23 protein-coding genes are annotated in these 23,235 nt (G+C 65.0%); 19 read left to right on the top strand and 4 right to left on the bottom strand.

Annotated elements, in window-relative coordinates; genetic code table 11:
• Nucleotides 1-27: 27 nt before the first annotated feature.
• Nucleotides 28-690, bottom strand: coding sequence for a haloacid dehalogenase type II (locus N7I30_RS05130; RefSeq protein ID WP_187390302.1), 663 nt, complete (start codon nt 688-690; stop codon nt 28-30).
• Nucleotides 691-885: 195 nt separating this feature from the next.
• On the opposite strand from N7I30_RS05130, the gene N7I30_RS05125 reads away from it, so the two are divergent.
• The 4 genes from N7I30_RS05125 (at nt 886) to N7I30_RS05110 (ending at nt 4,190) form a co-directional block, all read left to right on the top strand.
• A complete protein-coding gene (locus N7I30_RS05125; RefSeq protein ID WP_498637205.1) occupies nt 886-1,749 on the top strand; it encodes a branched-chain amino acid aminotransferase in 864 nt (287 codons plus the stop codon).
• Between the two features lie 136 nt (nt 1,750-1,885).
• The gene (locus N7I30_RS05120) at nt 1,886-2,488 is read left to right on the top strand and encodes a superoxide dismutase (protein WP_024348991.1); all 603 of its coding nucleotides are present in this window, start codon (nt 1,886-1,888) and stop codon (nt 2,486-2,488) included.
• A gap of 197 nt (nt 2,489-2,685) precedes the next feature.
• Nucleotides 2,686-3,147, top strand: a complete 462-nt coding sequence (locus N7I30_RS05115) for a c-type cytochrome (RefSeq protein ID WP_483212470.1) — start codon at nt 2,686-2,688, stop codon at nt 3,145-3,147.
• Between the two features lie 86 nt (nt 3,148-3,233).
• Nucleotides 3,234-4,190 carry a c-type cytochrome gene (locus N7I30_RS05110; RefSeq protein WP_498637203.1) on the top strand — a complete coding sequence of 319 codons (957 nt, stop codon included), beginning with the start codon at nt 3,234-3,236 and terminating at the stop codon, nt 4,188-4,190.
• Between the two features lie 90 nt (nt 4,191-4,280).
• On the opposite strand, the gene N7I30_RS05105 is transcribed toward N7I30_RS05110, so the two are convergent.
• Nucleotides 4,281-6,404, bottom strand: coding sequence for a S9 family peptidase (locus tag N7I30_RS05105; protein ID WP_498637201.1), 2,124 nt, complete (start codon nt 6,402-6,404; stop codon nt 4,281-4,283).
• Nucleotides 6,405-6,781: 377 nt separating this feature from the next.
• Between N7I30_RS05105 and N7I30_RS05100 the strand changes: the two genes are divergently transcribed.
• The 9 genes from N7I30_RS05100 to N7I30_RS05060 all read left to right on the top strand — a co-directional run bounded on the left by N7I30_RS05100 (nt 6,782) and on the right by N7I30_RS05060 (nt 14,123).
• Nucleotides 6,782-9,139 carry a putative monovalent cation/H+ antiporter subunit A gene (locus tag N7I30_RS05100; protein WP_498637199.1) on the top strand — a complete coding sequence of 786 codons (2,358 nt, stop codon included), beginning with the start codon at nt 6,782-6,784 and terminating at the stop codon, nt 9,137-9,139.
• Entirely contained in the window at nt 9,136-9,555 is a 420-nt protein-coding gene (locus N7I30_RS05095) for a Na(+)/H(+) antiporter subunit B (protein WP_005363582.1), read from the top strand. Before N7I30_RS05100 ends, N7I30_RS05095 begins: the two co-directional genes overlap by 4 nt.
• Complete coding sequence (locus tag N7I30_RS05090; protein WP_498637197.1) at nt 9,555-9,932, top strand: Na+/H+ antiporter subunit C; 378 nt, start codon at nt 9,555-9,557, stop codon at nt 9,930-9,932. The genes N7I30_RS05095 and N7I30_RS05090 overlap by 1 nt, the downstream gene beginning before the upstream one ends.
• 1 nt (nt 9,933) lies before the next feature.
• On the top strand, nt 9,934-11,634 hold the full coding sequence (locus N7I30_RS05085) for a proton-conducting transporter transmembrane domain-containing protein (RefSeq protein ID WP_498637195.1): 1,701 nt from the start codon (nt 9,934-9,936) through the stop codon (nt 11,632-11,634).
• Entirely contained in the window at nt 11,631-12,104 is a 474-nt protein-coding gene (locus N7I30_RS05080) for a Na+/H+ antiporter subunit E (RefSeq protein WP_187390294.1), read from the top strand. Before N7I30_RS05085 ends, N7I30_RS05080 begins: the two co-directional genes overlap by 4 nt.
• Nucleotides 12,101-12,475: a cation:proton antiporter gene (locus tag N7I30_RS05075; RefSeq protein WP_024348983.1), complete on the top strand. Its 375-nt coding sequence runs from the start codon at nt 12,101-12,103 to the stop codon at nt 12,473-12,475. Before N7I30_RS05080 ends, N7I30_RS05075 begins: the two co-directional genes overlap by 4 nt.
• Nucleotides 12,472-12,873 (top strand): monovalent cation/H(+) antiporter subunit G, encoded by a 402-nt coding sequence (mnhG, locus tag N7I30_RS05070; RefSeq protein WP_498637194.1) that lies wholly within the window; start codon nt 12,472-12,474, stop codon nt 12,871-12,873. Before N7I30_RS05075 ends, mnhG begins: the two co-directional genes overlap by 4 nt.
• A 25-nt stretch (nt 12,874-12,898) precedes the next feature.
• Nucleotides 12,899-13,267: a DUF423 domain-containing protein gene (locus tag N7I30_RS05065; RefSeq protein ID WP_498637192.1), complete on the top strand. Its 369-nt coding sequence runs from the start codon at nt 12,899-12,901 to the stop codon at nt 13,265-13,267.
• A 67-nt stretch (nt 13,268-13,334) separates the two neighbouring features.
• Nucleotides 13,335-14,123: an SDR family NAD(P)-dependent oxidoreductase gene (locus N7I30_RS05060; protein WP_498637190.1), complete on the top strand. Its 789-nt coding sequence runs from the start codon at nt 13,335-13,337 to the stop codon at nt 14,121-14,123.
• Nucleotides 14,124-14,172: 49 nt separating this feature from the next.
• Here N7I30_RS05060 and N7I30_RS05055 read toward each other — a convergent pair whose 3' ends face one another.
• Nucleotides 14,173-15,828: a peptide chain release factor 3 gene (locus tag N7I30_RS05055; RefSeq protein ID WP_498637188.1), complete on the bottom strand. Its 1,656-nt coding sequence runs from the start codon at nt 15,826-15,828 to the stop codon at nt 14,173-14,175.
• Nucleotides 15,829-16,395: 567 nt separating this feature from the next.
• Here N7I30_RS05055 and rsfS point away from each other — a divergent pair.
• The 6 genes from rsfS to N7I30_RS05025 all read left to right on the top strand — a co-directional run bounded on the left by rsfS (nt 16,396) and on the right by N7I30_RS05025 (nt 22,648).
• On the top strand, nt 16,396-16,821 hold the full coding sequence (rsfS, locus tag N7I30_RS05050) for a ribosome silencing factor (protein WP_498637186.1): 426 nt from the start codon (nt 16,396-16,398) through the stop codon (nt 16,819-16,821).
• Between the two features lie 112 nt (nt 16,822-16,933).
• A complete protein-coding gene (gene rlmH / locus N7I30_RS05045) occupies nt 16,934-17,416 on the top strand; it encodes a 23S rRNA (pseudouridine(1915)-N(3))-methyltransferase RlmH (RefSeq protein WP_228237980.1) in 483 nt (160 codons plus the stop codon).
• A gap of 202 nt (nt 17,417-17,618) precedes the next feature.
• Nucleotides 17,619-19,379, top strand: coding sequence for a murein hydrolase activator EnvC family protein (locus N7I30_RS05040; protein WP_498637184.1), 1,761 nt, complete (start codon nt 17,619-17,621; stop codon nt 19,377-19,379).
• Nucleotides 19,369-20,709, top strand: coding sequence for a S41 family peptidase (locus N7I30_RS05035; RefSeq protein ID WP_498637182.1), 1,341 nt, complete (start codon nt 19,369-19,371; stop codon nt 20,707-20,709). Before N7I30_RS05040 ends, N7I30_RS05035 begins: the two co-directional genes overlap by 11 nt.
• 147 nt (nt 20,710-20,856) lie before the next feature.
• Nucleotides 20,857-22,002 carry a divergent polysaccharide deacetylase family protein gene (locus N7I30_RS05030; protein ID WP_475362269.1) on the top strand — a complete coding sequence of 382 codons (1,146 nt, stop codon included), beginning with the start codon at nt 20,857-20,859 and terminating at the stop codon, nt 22,000-22,002.
• 133 nt (nt 22,003-22,135) lie between these two features.
• Entirely contained in the window at nt 22,136-22,648 is a 513-nt protein-coding gene (locus tag N7I30_RS05025) for an RNA pyrophosphohydrolase (protein ID WP_475362268.1), read from the top strand.
• A gap of 99 nt (nt 22,649-22,747) precedes the next feature.
• Here the strand turns inward: N7I30_RS05025 and N7I30_RS05020 are convergent, their stop codons facing one another.
• Complete coding sequence (locus N7I30_RS05020) at nt 22,748-23,152, bottom strand: F0F1 ATP synthase subunit epsilon (RefSeq protein ID WP_277023118.1); 405 nt, start codon at nt 23,150-23,152, stop codon at nt 22,748-22,750.
• Nucleotides 23,153-23,235: the final 83 nt, after the last annotated feature.

Genomic DNA, 23,235 nt, shown 5'->3' with positions numbered 1-23,235 from the left:
CTGTTTGACCAGGAAGGAAAACGCCGCTCAAACGAGTTTCGGCAAATCCCGCAGATCGGGCAGGACCCCGCTCGGCTGCAGGTCCAGATACTCGTCCGGTTCGCCGCCGCGGTTGATCCAGACCGTGTGGAAGCCGAAGGCGGTCGCGCCGGCGATGTCCCAACGGTTGGAGGACTGGAACGAGACCGCATCCGGGTAAAGCCGGAAATGCGTCGTCACCAGATCGTACATGGCGGGCGCCGCCTTGTAGGTCCCGCAATCCTCGGCGGAGAAGACGATGTCGAAGACGTCGTCGAGACCGGCGGAGCGAACGGCGCGCGCCAGCATGTCGCGGGAGCCGTTGGACAGGATCGCCAGACGTGCGCCGCGGTCGCGCAGGGCACGCAGCGTCGAGGGCACTTCCTCGAAGGTATCGAGGTCCCGGTAGGCTTCCAGGAGACGACCGCGCAGGGACGGATCGGCTGTCGGCACCTTCTGGAATGCGTAGTCGAGGGCGTCTTCCGTCAGATCCCAGAAATTGCGATGGGCGCCGCCCATCAGGCTGCGCACCCAGGAATATTCCAGCTGCTTGCGGCGCCAGATGTCCGCCAGCAGACGTCCGTCCTCGCCAATCTCGCCCGCCAGGCGAGCGACGGCGGCGCCGGTGTCGAACAGCGTGCCATAGGCGTCGAACACATAGACTGAATGCAAGGACGTCTCCCTCGGGTTGCCGGGCCCCGTTGGGTCATATGGGCAGGGTCTCGCGATTGAAAGGCCGAGGAGGCATCGCGCTTGTATTCGCGGCCGCCTCGGCCCGGCGCGTGACGAGACGTTGCTGCTGCGCTATGGACGGCCAGGGGCCGCGCCGTGCCCCACGCTTCATGCAGAGCCAATCCGGAGCCGGCCATGCCGCAGGAATTTTCCCGTACCCGCACCTTCGTCGATGGCCATTGGCACGACGGCAATCCCGGTCTGATCGGTCCGCGCAGCCACGCCATGTGGCTCGGGAGCTCGGTGTTCGACGGGGCGCGCTGGTTCGAAGGCGTCGCGCCGGATCTCGATCTTCATTGCGAGCGCGTCAACCGGTCGGCCGAGGCGCTGGGGCTGAAGGCGACGATGGCGGCCGACGAGATCGTCCGCCTCACCCACGAGGGGCTGCAGGATTTCGACGGCAAGACGGCGGTCTATATCCGGCCGATGTACTGGGCCGAAGACGGCGGCTACATGGGCGTTCCGGCCGATGCCGCGACCACGCGCTTCTGCCTGTGCCTCTACGAATCGCCGATGATCGCGTCCTCCGGCTTCACACTCGGCGTGTCGCCGTTCCGCCGCCCGACACCGGAGACCATGCCTACGCTGGCGAAGGCCGGCTGCCTCTATCCGAACAACGGTCGGGCGATCATGGAGGCCAAGTCGCGCGGCTTCGACAATGCGCTGGTCCTCGACATGCTCGGCAATGTCGCCGAAACCGGTACGTCCAACCTGTTCATGGTCAAGGACGGCGTCGTCTTCACTCCGGTCCCGAATGGCTGCTTCCTGAACGGGATCACGCGCCAGCGCATCATTGCGCTGCTGCGCGAGGCCGGCCGCGAGGTGGTCGAGACGACCCTGACCGTCGCCCAGTTTCGCGACGCGGACGAGATCTTCTCGACGGGCAATCATTCCAAGGTCGTGCCGGTCGTGGGCATCGAGGATCGGCAGATGCAGGCCGGCGCCGTCTATGCCGAAGCTCGCGAACTCTACTGGTCATTCGCCCGCAGGGCAGCGTAGGAAGGACTGGCCGAAAAACGGTGGCAAATGCGACCGTTGGCACTAGCTTCGTTCTCGCCGATTTTTGCGCGTGGCGGAAACACTCCCCGTGTTGAGCCGTTGCGCCCCTAACGACACCAACAGAAGGAGACGGACCATGGCTTTCACGCTTCCGGAGCTTCCCTACGCCTATGACGCGCTGGGACCCTACATGTCTGCCGAAACGCTCGAGTTTCATCACGACAAGCATCACCAGGCCTATGTGACCAAGGGCAACGAGCTGGCCGAGAAGGCCGGCATGGCCGATCTGTCGCTGGAGGAGGTCGTCAAGAAGTCCTACGGCACCGATCAGGCGCTCTTCAACAATGCCGGCCAGCACTACAACCACATCCATTTCTGGCAGTGGATGACGCCGAATGGCGGCGGCAAGAGCCTGCCGGGCAAGCTGCAGACCGCGTTCGACAGCGATCTCGGCGGCTACGACAAGTTCAAGGCCGATTTCGAGGCCGCCGGTGCCGGCCAGTTCGGTTCGGGCTGGGCCTGGGTTGCCGTCAAGAACGGCAAGCTTGAGATCATGAAGACGCCGAATGGCGAGAACCCGCTGGTTCACGGCGCCGTCCCGATCCTCGGCGTCGATGTGTGGGAGCATTCCTATTACATCGACTACCGCAACGCGCGCCCGAAGTACCTGTCGGCCTTCGTCGACAATCTGATCAACTGGGATCACGTGCTCGAATGCTACGAGAAGGCGACCGCCTGATCGCGGTAATCGTTACCGGTCGACCCTGACCGGTTTGCCCATGAAGGCCCCGCGGCATCCGTCGCGGGGCCTTTTTCATGTTGGCACCCCACGTGATCGTGAGCGCGACGACGGGTTTTCAAGATTGCACGGTTGCCGGATCTGGTTTCAACTTTCACCGCACCGGCTGTTCTGGCCGGAATACCGGGAGAGTTTACATGCTGCAGAGCAAACTCATCGTCATCACTGCGGGTGTCGTCCTGTCCGCCGCAACCATGGTCCCCGCCTTCGCGCAGAATGTCGAACCCATCGAGGCCCGCCAGGCGCTGATGGAAGACAATGGCGACTCCGCCAAGGCCGGCGGCGCAATGCTCAAGGGTGAGGCTCCCTTCGATGCTGCGAAGGTCGCGGCGATCTTCACCGAGATGCACGACGTGGCGATGAAGTTCGGCGACTACTTTCCCGAGGACAGCAAGACCGGCAACGACACCGAAGCGGCGCCGGCGATCTGGGAAAAGCCGGATGAGTTCGAGGCAGCACTCGTCAAGTTCCAGGAGGACACCCAGGCTGCCATCGATGCCGCGCCGCAGGACATGGAGTCCTTCAAGCAGGCATTCGGCATGGTCACCCAGAACTGCAAGGGCTGCCACGAGGAATTCCGCATCGACAAGGACAAATAGGCGGATCGCGGCATGACGCCGACGGGGCTGCGATCAGGCGAGGTTGGCCGTTGGCGTTGCCGACGGGGTGAGCCGGGATCGGTGCGATGCTCGACCGGATCCTGACGGGCCTCTTTCTCCTCGTCGTCCTTGGAGCAGGCGGCTTCTATCTCCTGACCATGCCGCAGCGCCTTAATGCCGCGACCCTGGCGGAGGTCCCGGCCGGCGATGCCACGAAGGGCGAACGGCTCTTCTGGGCCGGTGGCTGCGCGTCGTGTCACGCGCGGGCCAAGGCGAGGGACGACAATCTTCTGAAACTCGGCGGCGGGGCGCCGCTCGAGACCGATTTCGGCACGTTCCATGCGCCCAACATCTCGCCCCATCCGGTCGACGGAATCGGGGGCTGGAACTTCGCGGATTTCGCCAATGCAATGCAGCGGGGCGTCGATCCTGCCGGCCGGCATCTCTATCCAGCCTTCCCCTATACGTCCTACGTCAACATGCAGTTGGCCGACGTCGCCGATCTCTGGGCTTTTCTGCAGAGTCTGCCGGAGGTCGAGGGCAAGGCGCCGTCGAACGCGCTGACCTTCCCGTTCAATCTGCGCCGCGGGGTCGGGCTGTGGAAACTCGCCTTCCTCGGCAATGGCGAGCCCGCGGTAGACTTGCCGGCGGATGTTCCGGAGGCGGCGCATGACGGGCAGTATCTCGTGGAGGGGCCGGGCCATTGCGGCCAGTGCCATACGCCGCGCAGCTTCGGCGGAGCCGGGGGGCTTGAACTATCACAATGGCTGGCCGGCGCGCCCAACCCGGAAGGCGAGGGACGTGTGCCCAACATCACGCCGTCGCCGTCGGGGATCGGCGGCTGGTCGGCCAGCGACATCGCCTATTATCTGGAAAGCGGCTTCACGCCCGACTTCGATTCCGTCGGCGGCGCGATGGTCGACGTACAGGAGAACATGGCCCGACTGCCGGCCGAAGACCGTGAAGCGATCGCGGCCTATCTGAAGGCGATCCCCGCAGTCGAGAGGGATGTAGAGGCCGCCGAGGCATCGCCGTCGGATTAGGCCCAGTCTGCTGACGTGCCGGCCGGTACCGGCCGCATTCGCTGATACAGGCATGGCGGGCGGGTCCCGCCCGCCATGCGCTCGTTCGGATCAGCCGGTGGTCAGCGTATCCTTGCCCATCAGCCGCAGCGCGAAGGCATCGACGAAGGCGACTTCCTCCAGCTTGGAGAAGCGGCCGGAAGCGCCGCCATGGCCGGAATCCATGTTGGTCCGCAGTATGACGGGGTTGTCGTCGGTCTTCATGTCGCGCAGGCGCGCGACCCATTTCGCCGGCTCCCAGTAGGTCACGCGCGGGTCGGTGAGCCCGGCGAGGACCAGCATCGGCGGATAGGCCTGCTTCTTCACGTTGTCATAGGGGCTGTAGGACGCGATCACTTCGTAGTCCTCGCCGGACAGGATGGGGTTGCCCCATTCGGGCCATTCCGGTGGGGTCAGGGGCAGGGTGTCGTCGAGCATGGTGTTAAGCACGTCGACGAAGGGCACGACGGCGATGATGCCGCCGAACTTTTCCGGTGCCATGTTGGCGACGGCGCCCATGAGCATGCCGCCGGCCGAACCGCCATGGGCAACGATGCATTCGTAGCGCGTGTAGTTCTGCGCCACGAGATGGTCGGCACAGGCGATGAAGTCGGTGAAGGTGTTGGCCTTGTTGCGCCGACGGCCGGCATCGTACCAGGCAAAGCCCTTGTCCTTGCCGCCGCGGATATGGGCGATGGCATAGACGAAACCGCGATCGACCAGCGACAGCGCGTTGGCGTTGAACGAGGCGGGGATCGCGATGCCGTAGGAGCCGTACCCGTAGAGAAGGCACGGCGCCGAGCCGTCGAGCGGCGTATCCTTGCGGTAGAGCAGCGAGATTGGCACCAGTTCGCCGTCCTTCGCCGGCGCCATGATGCGCCGGGTCACGTAGTCCGCCGGCTCATGGCCGGAGGGGACTTCCTGCGTCTTCAGGAGCGTGCGCTCGCGTGTGGCGAGATCGTAGTCGAAGGTCTGGCTCGGCGTCGTCGGCGAGGAATAGCTGAAGCGGATCATGTCCGTGTCGAATTCGTAGGAGCCGGCGAGGCCCAGCGAATAGGCTTCCTCCTCAAAGGCGATGGCGTGCTCCTCGCCATCGGAGAGGCGCTTGACGACGATCCGCGGCAGACCGTCCCGGCGCTCCAGCCAGACGAGGTGGCGCTTCAGGATCATGTGGTTGAGAATCAGCCGGCCGCTCTCATGCGGGACATAGTCCGTCCAGTCGGAGCGCTTGGCCGCGTCGGTCGGCGCGGTGACGATCTTGAAGTCCGGCGCGCCATCGGCATTGGTGCGGATGTAGAGGCAGCCGCCACCCTCGTCGACGTCGTACTCGACGCCGGTCTCGCGTTCGGCCACGAGCCGCGGCTCGGCGGCAGGGTTGTTTGCCGGCAGAAGCCAGCATTCGGAGGTCTCGTGGTCGTGAATGTCGATCAGCATGAAATCGCCGGACTGGGTCTTGTCGACATCCATGAAGAAGCCGGTGTCGGTCTCCTCGTAGATCAGGCGGTCATCATGCGGATCGCTGCCGAGGCGGTGGTAGAAGACCCGGCTCGGGCGGTGATTGCTGTCGAGACGCGTGTAGAAGAAGCCGTCGGAACGCGCCGACCAGGCGGCGCCGCCGCTGGTGTCCTCGATCGTGTAGTCGAGATCCTTGCCGTTCTCGAGGTCGCGGATCGAAAGGGTGTAGAACTCCGAGCCCTTGTCGTCATGCGTCCAGGCGAGCCAGCGATGGTCGGTGGAATGGGCAATGCCGCCGAGCGAGAAATAGGCGCGGTCGGCAGCCTCGACCTGTCCGTCCAGAAGCACGGTCTCCTCGTCGTCATTGCCGTCCCGCGGCCGGCGAACGAAGCGGGGATATTCCGCACCGGTCACATAGGAGATGCCGTAGGCCCAAGGTCCGTCAGGTGCCGGAACGGAGGAATCATCCTCCTTGATCCGGCCGCGCATCTCCTTGACCAGCGCCTCGCGCAGTTCCGTGGTGCCGGCCATGACGGCTTCCTGGTAGGCGTTCTCCGCAACAAGATGATCGCGGATCTGCGGGTCGAGCACCGCTGTGTCCTTGAACACGTCCTGCCAGTTTGGCGCGCGCAGCCATGCGTATTCGTCCGAACGTTCACGCCCGTGGCGGATGTCGGTCACCGGACGGCGTTCGGCCTGGGGCGGTGCGGGGATGTGCGGCGGTGTCTTGGTGTCGGTCATCGAGCCTGTCTTGCTGACGTCTCTGGGAAGGGCGGACAATATCGCGGATGCTGCACCGATAGGGGTGCGGAACGTCGTGGGGAGGACAATTGGGAAAGAGCCCCATTCACTGGCAGGTACACCTCGTCCTGCGCCGGGCTATCCCCAGCATTTCGTCCGCGTTCGCGGCGCCTCATGCCGATGGCCGCGGTTACGCATCCAACTATGCACCGGGGTGGGATGCCGCAACCCGCGGCCCGCAATGATCGATGGACGCCCATTCCATCAAAACTTGGTCAGACACGTTGCCTTGCCGCAGCGAACTTGGCTTCGTATGAGGGGGCAATGATGCGACGCGTGTGCTTCGCTATCGATGGAAACGGGGAGCGAGGCAGCGCATGACGGGGATCGAGGCCAACAGCGGATTTCTCGCGCTCGCCCTGCCATTTCTCGCTGCGGCCCTGGCACCCATCCTCACCCGCTTCCTGAAGCAGCATTCGTGCTGGGTGCTGGCATTGGCACCGGCCTTTGCGTTCCTCATCTTCCTCGGCGCGCTGCCGGAAGTGGCGGGCGGGAACGTGTTTCTCTTCGGCCTCGACTGGATCCCGTCCTTCGACGTCCGGTTCTCGTTCCGGCTGGATGGCCTGTCCTCGACCTTCGCTTTGCTGATCACCGGTATCGGCACGCTGATCATCCTGTATTCCGGCGGCTACCTTGCCGGGCATCGGGATCAGGGACGCTTCCTGTCCTTCATGCTGATGTTCATGGGCGCCATGCTCGGGCTCGTCATGTCCGACGACCTGATGACGTTGATCGTCTATTGGGAACTTACCTCGATCACCTCCTTCCTGCTCATCGGCTTCGACCACGAGCGGGGCGCGGCGCGGCGCGGCGCGATCCAGGCGCTGGTGATCACCGGCGGCGGCGGTCTGGCGCTGATGGCGGGGCTGATCGCAATCCGGGAGTTGACGGGGCTGACCTCGCTCAGCGACGTTCTCGCGGCCGGTGACGCGCTGCGCGAAAGCAGCTTCTACGTTCCGATCCTGATTCTCGTCCTGGCAGGTGCCTTCACCAAGTCGGCGCAGATGCCGTTCCATGTCTGGTTGCCGAACGCGATGGAGGCGCCGACGCCGGTCTCGGCCTATCTGCATTCGGCAACGATGGTGAAGGCCGGCGTCTACCTCCTGCTGCGCCTGCATCCGGCGCTCGGCGACACCGCGCTCTGGACGACGATCCTGCCGCTGTTCGGCGCGGTGACGCTGGTGGTGGGCGCGCTTCTCGCCGTGCGAGCGACCGACATCAAGATCACGCTGGCCTATACGACGGTTGCCTCGCTTGGCCTTCTGGTGATGCTGATTGGTGTGGGAACCGAAACGGCGATCATCGGCGCGGTGCTCTATCTGATCGCTCATTCGCTGTTCAAGGGCGGCCTGTTCATGGTCGCCGGATCGGTGGACCACGGCGCTCACACCCGCGAGATCGATCATTTGGGCGGCCTCGGCAGGGCGATGCCGATCACCTTTGCGGCCGCGCTGCTCTGCGCGCTGTCCATGGGCGGCATCACGCCCTTCGTCGGTTTCCTCGCCAAGGAGGAAATCTATCATGCGCTGGAGTATGGCGATCCGTATCATATCGCCCTGATCTGCGCGGCGATCGCCGGCAATGCGCTGATGTTCGCGGCGGCCTTCATTGTGGCTCTGAAGCCCTTTATCGGCCGCATGCCGGAGACCATCCATCATCCGCATGAGGGTGCGCCGACCATCTGGCTCGGGCCTCTCGTCCTCGGTGTGTGCGGCCTCGTCGGCGGGCTGTTCTACGGCGCCTCTCACGCGTTCTTCTCGTCGCCGATGGCGTCGGCGGCCGTCGGTGAGCCGGTGGCGATCGAGATCGGCTGGATGCCGCATCTGAACCTCGCCTTCGCCCTGTCGATGGCGACCATCGCGCTGGGCGTGGTGATCTATCTTCTGTCGGAACGGCTGCGCGCCGGGCTGACCGCATTGCTCGCTGCGATCGGTTGGGGTCCCGATCACGGCTTTGATCAGGCGATGCGCGGGCTGATCCGCGGTGCCTTTGCGATCACGAACCTCCTGCAGTCCGGCCGACTCGACTATTACATGACCGCGACCGTCGCGGTGATGACCGCGGCGCTGTTCGGAGCGATGGCCTATACCGGCGGTTGGCCGGCGATGCCGGAATTCCCGCAGGTCACCTATTACGAGTGGATCGTCCTGGCGCTGCTCCTGTGCGGTCTCTTCGCCGTGGTCGTCGCCAAGAACCGGCTGACGGCGATCGTCTCGCTGGGTATCCAGGGCTTCGCCGTCGCCCTCATCTTCATGCTGATGGGCGCGCCGGATCTCTCCTTCACCCAGTTCATGGTCGAGACCCTGTCGGTGGTGATCCTCGCTCTTGCGATCACCCGGCTGAAGCTGTCGCCGACCGATCATCGCCCGACCCGCGAAAAGCTGCCGGATGCGGCGCTGGCAGCGGCGGCTGGTGCCGGCTTCGGCCTGTTCCTGCTGGCCGTCGTCCAACGGCCGTTCGATTCCGTTCTGTCGGATTTCTTCGAACGCTACAGCTACGCCATCGCCCATGGCCGCAACATCGTGAACGTCATCCTCGTCGACTTCCGCGGCATCGATACGATGGGCGAGATCGCCGTGGTGATGACCACCGGTCTGGGCGTCCTCGCGCTGATCCGTGTCCGCGTGAAGCGCCGCAATCCGCGACCTGCCGATCCGATGGAGGTGACGCCATGAGAACGGTCATCTTCCGTTTTACCGCGCCGTATCTGACCAGCCTGATGGTCCTTTTCTCGATCTTCGTGCTGTTGCGCGGCCATAACGAGCCCGGCGGCGGCTTCATCGGCGGCCTGATCGCTGCATCGGCCTTTGCGATCTACGGCATCGCCTGCGGCGTCGCGCCGGTGCGGCGAGCTCTCTATTTCCATCCCATGGCGATCGCCGGCAGCGGGCTGATGCTCGCCGTCCTGTCCGGCGTCGTGTCGATGGTCGTGAGCGTCGAGTTCCTGACCGGCGTCTGGAGCTTTCCGGCATTTCTCGGCGGTGACGTTGGAATCTCGACACCGCTGTTCTTCGACATCGGCGTCTATCTCGTCGTGGTCGGTGCGATCAGTACGATCGGGCTCGCTCTCGAGGAAAGGGAGACGGACTGATGGAGACTGCACTCGCCGTCGTCGTCGGCTGTCTCTTTGCCGTCGCCTTCTACCTGCTTTTGTCCAAGCACATCATCCGCATGCTGCTGGGGGTCGTGCTGCTCGGCAATGCGGTCAATCTCCTGATCTTTACCGCCGGCCGTCTCGGGCCGATCGCGCCGCCGATCATCCCCACCGATCTGGTTACGCCGGACGGGCCGATCGCCAATCCGTTGCCGCAAGCGCTTATCCTGACCGCGATCGTGATCTCGTTCTCCTTCTTCGCCTTCCTGCTGGTGCTGACCTATCGCGCCTATCAGGACCTTGGCACCGACGACACCGACCAGATGCGCATCGCAGAACCCGAGGACCAGGGGCTTCCGCCCCTGGGATACTGACATGGCGACGACAGGCACCGCGGATACGGGCGGATATAGCGAACTGGCGGCACTGAAGGCCGAGGCGATGATGACCGGCCCCGTTGCCGCGTCGGACTATCTCATCGTGCTGCCGGTGGTGATCTGCTTCATCTTCGGGGCAGGGCTCCTGATGATGCGCAAGCGCACGGGGCGCCAGCCCTGGGTTGCGATCCCCGGCCTCATATTGCTCTTCGCGGTGGATCTGGCGCTTCTGGCCAAGGTCGCGACCGAGGGAACGCAGACCATGATGATGGGCGGCTGGAAGCCGCCCTTCGGCATCGCCTTCACGGTCGATCTGATGGGGGCGTTGTTCGTCGCGGTGACCGGTTTCGTCGCGCTGGCCTGCGGGATCTATGCCGTTGCCTCCATCTCCCCGACCGAGCGGCGCTACGGTTTCTACCCGTTCCTGTTCCTGATGATCGGCGGCGTCTCCGGCGCCTTCCTGACCGGCGACATCTTCAACCTCTATGTCTGGCTCGAGGTGCTGCTGATCGGGTCGTTCGGGCTTCTGATCCTCGGTTCCGAACACGAGCAGCTCGACGGTGCGACCAAGTACTGCTTCCTGAACCTCGTCGGCACGACGCTGTTCCTGATCACCACCGCGTATCTCTACGGCGTGTTCGGCACGCTCAACATGGCCGACATCGCGGCGAAAGCCGCGACGATGGAGGGGGACAGCGCCGTCACCATCATTGCCGTCATGTATCTCGTCGCTTTCGCGCTGAAGGCGGCGGCCTTCCCGCTGAACGCGTGGTTGCCGGCCTCGTACCATACGCCGCGCTTCGTCGTGTCGGCGCTGTTCGCGGGCTTGCTGACCAAGGTCGGCGTCTACGGCATCATGCGCGTCCTGATGATGCTGTTTCCGCCCCAGCATCAGGTATTGGTGCCGCTGATCGCCTGGATCGCCGGTCTGACGATGCTTCTGGGTGCGCTCGGCGCGCTGGCACAGACCGATCTCCGCCGGCTTCTGAACTACATGGTGATCGCGGGTATCGGCACGATTCTTGCCGGTCTCGCCGTGCCGCAGGTCGCGTCCGTGATGGTCGCGCAAGCCGACGCTGGCGCTGCCATGGCCGCAACCGCCGCCGTAGCGCCCGCGGCCCAGACGGGTCTTGCCGGAGCGATCTACTACGCGCTGCATTCCATCGTCGTGATGACGGCGCTGTATCTGGCGGCGGGCGTCGCGGCGCGTCTGAACGGCTCCTCGTCACTGGCCGAGATGGGCGGACTGTGGCGCCGCTATCCGTTGCTGGCCGCTCTCATGCTGGTATTCCTGTTCGGCGTGTCGGGCCTGCCACCCTTCTCGGGTTTCTGGCCCAAGGTTGCGTTGGTTCGCGCGACGATCCTCGCCGATCTGCCGTGGCTTGCAGCAACCATTCTGGTGTCGGGCTTCCTTCTGACCATCGCCAGTGCCCGTGTCTTCGCCCTGGCTTTCTGGCGGCCGCTGCCGGCAATGAGCGCGGCAGGCAGCGATGCCGAAGCCGGTCAGATCGAGAGGGAGCAATTTCAGGCGCCGGGACCCGACAAGCCGCTGTCGCTCATTCCGCTGCTGGCGCTGGCCGCGTTTGTGGTTGCCGCCGGTGTGTGGCCCGAATGGCTGGCGCACCTGACCACCGCGGCGGCGGCGGGCGTCCTTGATCCGGCAGCCTATCTGCAATCGGTGTTCGGAGGCGCGTCGTGAGGCTCTCGCTCTTCAACCTTGTTCTGGCGCTGATCTGGGTCATCGTCTCCGGGTCGTTCACGCTGATCAACCTCCTGTTCGGCTTCGCGCTCGGTGCGGCCGCGCTCTACCTCATCCGCGAACAGGTCGGCACGGTCGGTTATATCGGCCGCGCGCGGCGGATCTTCGCGTTGTTCCTGCTGTTCCTCGTCGAGCTCATCAAGTCGGCCTGGCGGGTGGCGGTCCTGGTGCTGAAGCCGCACATGGATCTGAAACCCGGGATCTTCGCCTATCCGCTGAAGGTGGAGAGCGATTTCGAGATCACCCTGCTGGCCAACCTCATCACCCTGACGCCGGGCACGCTGTCGGTCGACGTGTCCGAGGATCGTTCGACCCTGTATGTCCACGCCATCGACTGTTCTGATCCCGAAGCGGCGCGCGCGGATATCGCCACCGGGTTCGAGGCCAAGATCCTGGAGGCGTTCCGATGAGCCTTCATGATTTCGCTGTGGGCCTCTTCGCGATCTCCGTGGATGTCGCGCTGGTGCTTTTGGGCCTCGCTTTCCTCTTCACCGTCATCCGCATCATGGTCGGGCCGACGCTGCCGGACCGGGTGCTCGGCCTCGACATGCTGACCAGTGTCGCCATCGGCTTCATCGCCGTCATCGGCATCGACACGGGCTTCACGCTCTATGTGGATATCGCGATCGCGCTCGGCCTCGTCGGCTTCCTGGCAACGGTAGCCTTCGCCCGGTTCATCCAGGCACGCGGAAAGACCGAGGAAGAACGCTTCGAGGCATTGCCGCTCCGCGATCCGCAAGCGCGTCACGTCGAGCCGCTCGAGGAAGGGAAGACGAAATGATCGCCGACCTCGTCCTCATCGTCTCCGCGCTCCTGATGCTGGCGGGAGCCGCCTTTGCCGCCATTGCGGCGCTGGGCATCCTGCGGCTGCCGGACCTCTACACCCGCATGCATTCGGCCTCGAAGGCCGGATCGGTCGGATCGGGCATGCTGCTGATCGCACTCGCCCTGACGGCGGATTCGACGCCGGTGGCGCTTCGGGCGCTCGCTGCGGTCGCGTTCTTCCTGCTCACAGCACCGCTGTCCGCCCACCTTCTCGCCAAGGCGTCCTATGCGGTCGGTTATCAGCTCTGGCCGCAGTCGGTGCTCGACGAAATGCCGCCGGTTCAACCGACGACGGAAGCGTCCGAGACACCGCATCCGACCGTCCCTGCTAACCGGAGCGGCGGGCAGGCCTGACGCGTCGGTTTATAGAGGCGTCCCCATGATCGCATTCTTTGTCTGCTTCGCCGGCCTCTTCGGAGCAGCAGGCGTTGCCGGGGCTGCGGTGGCAGCGCATGGCGGTGGCAACGCCCAACTGGCGGCGACTGCCGCGGCGATTGCTCTCGTCCACGCGCCTTCGCTGCTCGGTCTTGCCGCGTTCGTTTCCAGAATGCCGCGGCTCGCTCCGCTGTCCGGCCTGCTGATTATTGTCGGAACGCTTCTGTTTTCGGGTGATCTGGCGGCTCGGATCGGCTGGGGCGAGCGACTGTTCGCCAATGCTGCGCCCCTCGGCGGAACCTTGCTGATCGCCGGTTGGCTTTTCGTCGCCGCAGCCGGAGTCGGGCTCGCCATGCGCCGCCTCACATCGTAGCCGACGCGCCGGGGCGCAGGTCGCAGCGCCGTTTCATCTGCCGCAGTCCATTTCATGGGAGAGGATCATGACAAACGGGTTCGACCAAGCGCTCTTCGCCGGCCAGACGGTCGTCGTCACGGGGGCCGGGCGGGGGATCGGCGCGGCTGTCGCCCGGGCGTTTCTTGCGACGGGTGCGGCAGTTGTCGCCCATGTCGGCCGCACCGTGGAGCATGCGGAGAATGACCTTCTCGCGGACCTGCCCGACGCGCATCGCGCGCGGCTGACGGTGCTCACGGGGGACTTGGCGCAGCCGGACGGTGGCGAGACGCTGGCACGCGCCATCCTCGCGGAGATCGGTGACCGCATCGACGTTCTCGCCAACAATGCGGGCACGATGGGCGGCCGGGTTGCTGCCGGTGAGGTCACGCAGGCCCAGTACGATCAGGTCGTCGATCTGAACGTCCGCTCGGTCGTCACGCTCACGACCGCGCTGCTGCCCGCGCTGAAGGCGGCCAAAGGGGCGTCCATCGTCAACACGTCATCGATCTCGGCGACGATCGGCGGAAGCGCCGGTTCCTCGCTCTATTCGGCGTCGAAGGCGTTTATCTCGACCTGGACGCGTGCGCTCGCCCGCGAACTCGCGCCCGACCACATCCGCGTCAACGCCGTGTCGCCGGGCACCATCATGACCGACTTCCACCGCCGTTACTCGACCCTGGAAAAGCTCGACGCAACGGCGGCATCGATCCCGCTGAAGCGGCTCGGCACTGCCGAGGACTGCGCGCCGGCCTATCTGTTTCTCGCCAGTCCCGTCCTGTCCGGATATGTAACCGGACAGGTGATCGAGGTGAATGGCGGCCAGTTCATGGGCTGAGGCCCGCGGAGGCGGGCACCTCTCGCGACAGTGGAGAGGTCTTTGCCGACTATTGTCCGACGATCTCGCGGGTGGAATCGAAGACGATGTCCTTGTTGCGGTCCTGGATGTAACGCAGGTCCCATTCGTCGCGGCACAGATAGACCGGCCGCTCGTCGCGATCGCGCGCAACATGGGTGACGTTGTCCTTGACGAAGGCCTGCAGGGTCGCCTCGTTCTCGCAGCGGATCCAGCGCGCCACGTTGAACGGCACCGGCTCGAAGCTGACATCCGCCTTGTATTCCCCGGCGATGCGGGAGGCGAGCACGTCCAGTTGCAGGGGGCCGACGACGCCGACGATCCAGTCGGAGCCGATCGACGAGCGGAAGACCTGCACGAGACCTTCTTCGGCCAGGTCCTCAAGGCCCCGGCGAAGCTGTTTCAGCTTCATCGAATCTTCGAGCCGGACGCGGCGGAGCACTTCCGGCGCGAAGGCGGGAAGCCCCGTAAACCGGAAATTCTCGCCTTCGGTCAGCGTGTCGCCCACCCGCAGCGTTCCATGGTTCGGAATCCCGATGACGTCACCGGCGAAAGCTTCTTCCGTCAGGGCGCGTTCCTGGGCGAAGAAGTAGATCGGGTTGGAGACGGCCAGCTGCTTGGCCGAGCGGACATGGTCGAGCTTCATGCCGCGCTTGAAATGGCCCGAGCAGAACCGCACGAAGGCGACGCGGTCGCGGTGCTTGGGGTCCATGTTCGCCTGCACCTTGAAGACGAAGCCGGAGACCTTGTCGCCCTCCGGGGCAATGGGCCCCTTGTCGGAAGGCTGCGGCCGCGGTGCCGGAGCATGCGCGGCGATCAGGTCCATCAGGCGGTCGACGGCGAAGTTCTGCAGCGCGCTGCCGAAAACCACCGGGGTCAGATGACCCTGGCGATAGGCGACCGGGTCGAAATCGGCATAGCCCTCGGCCGCGAGTTCGGCCGCATCGCGGAAGCCGGCATAGGTGTCGGGGTGCATCACCTTGGCGAGGCCGGGATCGTCCAGCCCGCCCTCGAAATGCACCGTCTTGTCGCTGCCGGCGACGAGGAAGTCGTTGGCGGCAAGATCGTAGCAGCCCTTGAACAAGCCGCCCTGGCCGACCGGCCAGACCACCGGCGCGACGGTGAGGGCGAGCTGCTCCTCGATCTCGTCGAGCAGTTCGAAGGGGTCGAGGCCTTCGCGGTCGATCTTGTTGATGAAGGTGACGATCGGGATGTCGCGCAGGCGGCAGATCTCGAACAGCTTGCGCGTCTGCGCCTCGATGCCCTTGGCCGCGTCGATCACCATGATTGCGCTGTCGACGGCGGTCAGCGTCCGGTAGGTGTCCTCGGAAAAGTCACTGTGGCCGGGGGTGTCGAGCAGGTTGAAGGTGATGCCATGCTTCTCGAAGGTCATGACCGACGAGGTGACCGAGATGCCGCGGTTCTTCTCGATGTCCATCCAGTCGGACTTGGCGCGCCGGCCGTTGCCCTTCGACCGGACGGCTCCGGCCATCTCGATGGCGCCGCCGGCCAGAAGCAGCTTCTCGGTCAGCGTCGTCTTGCCGGCGTCCGGATGCGAGATGATGGCGAAGGTGCGCCGGGTCGTATGATCGGATCGCGTGGCCGAAGCATTGGTACGGGTCGGCAGGGTATCGGCGGTCGCGCTCACGAGAAACTTCTCCAGATCGAAATGGTGTTGCCGCACCATGCGGCGGCGGGGCCGGACGCCGGTTGGCGGTCAGTCGCGACGGGACGCCTGGATCGCCGTTCGGTTCTGCCCGCGGAACGTCGCTGTTAATGCGCTCCTGCAACTGCATGCCGCCAGATAGTCGCTTTCGGTGTAAATTGCACGCCCGCTGCATTGGCGTGCAGGTGTCTCTGGCGAAATCTCAATCGGCGTCGGGCCGGATGCCATCGTCGCAGGGCAGGACGGTCGTCATGGAAGGATTGTGAGGTCGGCGATGGTCCGGGCACTGCCAACCGGGGCGAAGGCGTATCCCAGCTCCACTGTCGCTCGTTCTGAGGTGTGCCGGCGATGGTGGTGCGAGTGGTGTGCTAGGGGGCGCTCAGTCGCTCCGCACAAACACGACGGAATGATCGGGGGCGTTGCTACCCGAGACAGGGAATGAGCTGACACCCATGTCGCGTTGTGCTGTTGCCGCAACGGGAGTTGTGCTGATTGCGGCAGATGTCTTGAAACGGACACGGATGGCTGCCTACATGAGACCTGATCAGGGCCAATCGGGACTCTGGTCCGCGCCCGTGGAAAGGGAAATTGACACTGAGACCTGCGGCTGAAACGAAGGACGTCTTCGAGACCTCTCCTTCTGACGCGCCCGCCACCGATGCTACGGTTGGCCGGTCCGCAATCGAACTCGTCACCTCGAGTCTGGAAGATTCGAAGGGCGAAGACATCGTCTCCATCGACATGCAGGGCAAGTCCGCACTGGCCGATCACATGGTGATCGTCTCCGGTCGGTCGAACCGTCATGTCAGCGCCGTCGCCGGCAACCTCCTTCGCGACCTCAAGCAGCAAGGCTTCGGGGCTGAGATGAAGGTGGAAGGCCTGCAGAACGGCGACTGGGTACTGATCGATACGGGCGACATCATCGTCCATATCTTCCGTCCCGAAGTCCGCAGCTTCTACAACATCGAGAAGATGTGGACGGTCGGCGACGCCGGAGATTCGACGGTACACTAGAGCCCTGCGCGTCCCCCGAAGGGGACGCCGCAGTTTCTGGACCGCGGCGGAAAGGCTGCCCGAGGCCAGAACATAACGATGAGCAGGCTTCGGCCGAGAAGGAGCTCGGGCGATGCGGCTGACCATTGCGGCCATCGGTCGGATGAAGGCCGGTCCCGAGCGTGAGCTTGCGGATCGCTATCTCGATCGGCTCAAGAAGACGGGCGGAGCGCTGGGGCTCGACTATGCCGGCCTTTCCGAATTCCCCGAATCGCGCCTGTCCACGACGGCCGAACGCAAGCGCGACGAGGCGGCGCGGCTGACCGCGCCCCTGGCGGAGAGGAGTGTGCGGATCGTTCTCGACGAAAGGGGGCGGACGCTCTCGTCGGAAGAGTTCGCAGCGGCATTGGCCGATTTTCGCGATGCGGGACGGCGCGACGCTGCGGTCCTCATCGGCGGTCCCGACGGCCATGACGAAACGCTCCGATCATCGGCCGATCTGACGCTGTCGCTCGGCCGCCTGACCTATCCCCATCAGATCGCGCGCATTCTCATCGCCGAGCAGCTTTACCGTGCAGCGACCATCCTGGCGGGCCATCCCTACCACCGGAGCTGATCTTCGGGGCAAGAGGTCGCGCGATGCGGTCCGGGAGGCGGCAACGGGAGCTGCCGGGATGTGCGAGCCAAGATCGTGGATATACCGCACGCTGGCGTTTGCAGCCTGCTCGTCGGGCGATGGTTGATTGCTTGTTAACGGCCTGATTCTATCCTCCAAATCAGCTATGACATCCCTGCGATTTGCACGGGGAAGGGCGGTCTTGATCAACGGGCAGACAGGCGGCGACGGACGCAGACACCGGCGGTGGCGCATCACCGCTGCCCTGCTGTGCGCCATGACTGCGCTGCATCCGCTGCCATCCTTGGCGCTGTCGGAAGATGGCGCAGTCTCGTCGGATCGTTCGGGCCTCGATCCGATGGCGGTCGGCTCGGTCGAACCGGCGAGTTCCGACGTTCTGGAACGCCAGCGACGCCAGACCGCCGCGGATCTAGTCGCCCTGTCGCAAAGCATCGAACTGTCGGAAGAGACCATCAGGTCGCTGGATGCGGAGATCGCCGCGCTGTCCGAGGATCAGGGTCGTGTTCGCGCCGCCATGATCTCGGCCGCGGAGGCCCAGAAGGGTATCAGCCGGGAGATCGCGGCGACGGAAGAGCGCGTCGACAGGCTGGCGACCGAAGAGGGGACGATCAAGGCGTCGCTGCGCGAGCGCCGCGGTCTTCTGGCACAGGTTCTGGCGGCGCTTGAGAGAATGGGACGCAAGCCGCCCCCCGCGTTGCTCGTGAAACCGAACGACGCACTCGGCTCGGTCCGCAGCGCCATTCTGCTGGGCGCTGTCGTCCCGGCCATCCACGAGCAGACCACGATCCTCGTGGCAGATCTTGAGCGGCTGGCATCCGTCCGGGCCGAGATCTCCGCGGAGAAGCAGCGCTTCGCCGAACAGCTTACGCGGCATCGGAAGGAAGAGCAGCGGCTGGAACGGCTGATTGCCGAGAAGCAACGGCTGGAAGCGGCCAATCGCGATCGTCGCGCAGCCGAAGCAGCGCGTGCCGCTGATCTGGCGGCGAAGGCAACCGATCTCAAGGACCTGATCGCCTCGCTGCAGGCCGATGTCGAACAGGCGAGGGCGAGCGAAGCGGCGGAAGCGGAACGTCGCGCTGCGGAGGAAAAAGCGCGCGAACTGGCACGTGTCGCAGCCGAGGCCGAGGCCCGTAGCCAGGCGTCCCGGCTGGAGGCCGAACGGTTGCAACGCGAGCAGGACGTCATCGAGACGCGGCGAACGGCACGCATCGGCGCGGATGGCGATGCCGAGGCATTGGCCACAGCAGAGGCGGATGTGCCGTTTCCTGGCGACGAAGCGCCGCAGGACGGTCCTGCCCTCGCATCGGGCGAGACGTCGTCCGATGCTGCCACAGAGACAGCCGCCGAAAACGCTTCGAACCCGGATGCTGAAGAGGCGGTCGAGGTTGCCGCGCTCGATACGTCCGCGGACAAGGTCGCCCGGCCGTCGTCCGCGGGACGCTATGATATTGCGTCACTTCGCCGTCAGGCACCGCGACTTGCGCCATCCGCCGCATTTTCGACAATGAAAAAACGATTGTCGAGGCCGGTAGCTGGCAAGCAGCTCATCGGATTCGGGGAGAAGGACGACATCGGCCGCGAAACCACCGGAGCATCATTCGCTGCCCGCGCGCAGGACGTCGTCACCGCCCCCGCAGACGCGAATGTGCTCTACGCCGGACCCTTCCGTTCCTACGGGCAACTATTGATCCTTGATGCGGGCGACGGCTATCATGTGGTCTTGGCCGGAATGGCCCGGATCGATGTGGAACCGGGCTCGTTCGTGTCGGCCGGGGAGCCTGTCGCGACGATGGGGGCCAAGCGCCTGGCGAGTATTGCAGTTGCCGAATTCGGCGTCTCGGAGCCCGCGCTCTACGTCGAGTTCCGAAAGGACGGAAAGCCGGTGGATCCGTCACCTTGGTGGATCGACCAACCCTCTGGAAGGACGAGGAATGATTCGTAAGCTCTCGATACTCTTTGCCGGGGCGCTGATGGGGGCAACGGCAATGACCGTGGTCGGTCAGAACGCCGGTGCTGCGAATGCTGCAGGTTCCGACACCTATCGGCAGCTCGCGATCTTCGGCGACGTGTTCGAACGGGTTCGCGCCCAGTATGTCGATGAACCGGACGACCAGAAGCTGGTCGAGACGGCGATCAACGGCATGCTGACGTCGCTCGATCCGCATTCGAGCTACATGAACGCCGAGCAGGCCGCCGACATGCGGACCGAGACCCGTGGCCAGTTCGGTGGCCTTGGTATCGAAGTCACCATGGAAGACGAGCTGGTGAAGGTCGTTTCTCCCTTCGACGGTACGCCTGCCGACAAGGCCGGCATCCTGGCCGGCGACCTCATCGCCGAGATCGACGGCGAGCAGGTTCGCGGACTGACGCTCGGCGAAGCGGTCGACCGGATGAAGGGCGACATCGGCACCAGCGTCGATCTGGTTATCATCCGGGAAGGCGCCAACAAGCCGGTACGCCTGACCGTGACGCGCGACGAGATCAAGGTGCCGTCGGTGCGCCACTCGGTGAAGGGTGACATCGGCTACATCAAGCTGATGAAGTTCAACGAGCAGACGACGGTCGGTCTCGAAGAATCCATTGCGGACATCGAGGAGAAGATCGGCGCCGACAAGGTGAAGGGCTACATCCTCGACATGCGGCGCAATCCGGGTGGCCTTCTGGACGAAGCCGTCTCCGTGTCCGACGCGTTCCTCGGCAAGGGCGAGATCGTGTCGACCCGCGGTCGTAACGCCGATGAAACCCGCCGCTACAACGCGCGCTCGGGTGACGAGATCGACGGCAAGCCGCTCGTCGTCCTGGTCAATGGCGGTTCGGCGTCGGCCTCGGAGATTGTCGCGGGTGCCCTGCAGGACCAGCGCCGCGCAACGATCGTCGGCTCGCGTTCCTTCGGCAAGGGCTCCGTGCAGACCATCATCCCGCTCGGCGCCAACGGTGCGCTGCGGCTGACGACGGCGCTCTACTACACGCCGTCCGGCCGCTCGATCCAGGGGCGCGGCATCGATCCGGACATCACCGTCGAGCAGCCGCTGCCACCGGAAATCCGCGAGCAGATGGGTCTCGATGCCGAGGACGACCTGACACGGGGCGAATCCTCCCTGCGTGGCCACATCACCGGCAACGAGGAGACCGACGAGGGCTCCGGTTCGCTTGACTACGTGCCGCCCGAGGAAGAGGACGATTTGCAGCTGCAGTATGCCCTCGATCTTCTCAACGGTGTGAAGTCGAACGCGATGTTCCCGCCCAACCAGGAAGCCAACGCGGCTAACTGATCCGGTCGCTGCCTCCAGCGATCCGACGAAACGCAGGCCCGGTCGTCCCCTGGACGGCCGGGCCTTCGGCTATCTATCGCCTGATGGTCTGCAGTCCCTGCTACGTCCGGCGAGCCCCGTTCCAGCTTGGCTCGCTAAACGAGATCCATGCGCGGTCCCCTTTATCACCCTCTCGGTCTCGACCTCGACGACGGCGTGGCCCGGCGGCGCAGGCTGTCGGGCGCAAGCATCGGGTTCGCCTGCACGGCGACGGCAATCATTGCCGGCTCCACCGCCATCGCCCTGTTCGGCCAACCCCAACCGCGGATGGTGGACCGGTTTGCCGTCGCGGCGTCCTCTGAACCTGCCCCGACCGTTGTTGCTGCGCGCCCGGCGCCGGTCATGCGCGAACAGCTCCCTGTGGTGATTTCCGGATCCGATAGCGCACCGCCACCGCGTGGCGGGGTCGGCTTTCGCGTTGAGGATCCGCAGTCGCTGCGTCAGAACCCCAGTACCGCTCACATGCCCGATGATACGCTCATCGAAGACAGCGCCTATGGCCCGCTGCCCGCGCGTGCGCCGGACGGGCGGCGCCCCTACGATGTCTACGCCGGGGGCTGGAGCGGGAAGCCCGGAACGCGCATTGCCATCGTCGTGGGTGGCCTTGGCATCAGCCAGACGGGGACGATGAACGCCATCGCATCGCTGCCGCCCGGAGTGACATTCGGCTTCTCGCCATCCGGCAACAGTCTCGATCGGTGGATGCAGGAGGCGCGTCGCAGCGGCCATGAGCTGGTTCTGCAGGTGCCACTGGAGCCTGTCGGCTATCCGCAGGTAGATCCGGGCGAGGACACGCTCACCGTCGACGATGCCGCTGCCGGCAACCTGAGCGCGCTCCACGCCTCTCTCGCGACCATCACCAACTATGTCGGCATCATGAACTACATGGGGGGGCGCTTCGTCGCCGAGCCCGCCGCCATGGAGCCGTTGATCGCCGAACTCGGCCGGCGTGGCCTGATGTTCTTCGACGACGCCTCATCCCTGCGTTCGGTGGCCGCCGATACCGCGCAACTGCAGAGCGTGCCCGCGGCGGTGTCGGACCTGTCGATCGACCGATCGCAGGATCCGGCGGATATCCGCAGTCAGCTCGACACGCTGGAGCGGATCGCCCGCGCCGAAGGGACCGCGATCGGCGTCGCGTCGGCGTTCGATGTCAGTGTCGCCACCATTGCGAAGTGGATCGGCGAGGCGCGCGGACGCGGCATCGAGATCGTGCCCCTGTCGGCCCTTGCCAACGATCCCGAGCGTCGCTGACGCGCTAATCGACTGGCTAAGGGAAACGGGCGGTCGCGCGGATCGGCGGCACGCCCCTTGTTCGCATGGCACCCTGCCCGATAATCGCAGGGGAGGGGAGCGATGGCTCCCGCCAAACGAACACTGGTGAACGATGAAGCCTATCGAATTCGAGAACCTGCCCTACCGACCCTGTGTCGGGATCATGGTGCTGAACAAGGACGGGCTCGTCTGGGTTGGTCGGCGGTTGATCGAGGACCAGGGCGAGATGTCCGGCGCATCGCAACTGTGGCAGATGCCCCAGGGAGGCATCGACAAGGACGAGGAGCCCCTGCCAGCGGCCAAACGCGAACTCTTCGAGGAAACCGGCATGCGATCGGTCTCGCTGCTCCATGAGGCCTCGGACTGGATCGACTACGATCTGCCGCCCGAGCTCGTCGGCGTCGCGTTCAAGGGGCGCTATCGCGGCCAGACCCAGCGCTGGTTCGCATTCCGCTTCGAAGGCGAGGAGAGCGAGATCTCCATCAATCCGCCGCCGGATGGCCATGCCGCCGAGTTCGACGACTGGGCCTGGAAGCCGGCGAGCGAGGTCCTCGACCTCATCGTTCCCTTCAAGCGCGAGGCTTACGGCCGCGTCTTCGAGGCGTTCCGCAATTTCACCGCCTGAACCGCAGGTGTGACTGGCGCCGGTGGAAAGCGCGGGGCCGACACGCCATAAAAAAGGCCGGCTGAGAGCCGGCCTTTTTCGATCTATCGGTCGTCGCTGTCAGACGCCGGCGGCTGTCCGGGCTTCGCGAAGCTGCGCGAGGGAATGCTGCGCCTTGGCTTTCGCCTCCGGGGTCGCCGCGTCCGCGACATCCTCTTCCGCGTCGCGGATCTGGCTGTCGAGTTCGGCGCTGTCGAGCTGGTCGACCGGGGTCGCACGCTCGGCCAGGAGGGTGAAGCCATTCTCGTTGACGTCGGCGAAGCCGCCGAGAACGAAGATCCGCTGTTCCGCGCCGCCTTCGAGAGTCGCAACGACGACACCCGGCTTCAACGTCGTCATGACCGGCGCATGATGCGCCATAACCGTGAAATAGCCTTCGGCGCCGGGCACGTTGACCGCCGTCACTGCTTCCGACAGGAGCAGCTGCTCGGGAGAGACGAGTTCGAACTGGAAGCTGTCAGCCATCTGTCGCTTGCCTGTCTGGCTCCGCACCGACAATGGCGACAGAGCACTTCATGGAATGGGGAAAGCGGACGCTGCCCGCTTTC

Origin of the sequence: Aurantimonas litoralis (assembly GCF_026153195.1) — a bacterium.
Taxonomy (GTDB): Bacteria; Pseudomonadota; Alphaproteobacteria; order Rhizobiales; family Rhizobiaceae; genus Aurantimonas; species Aurantimonas coralicida.
This window is presented reverse-complemented; position numbering and strand designations above follow the sequence as displayed.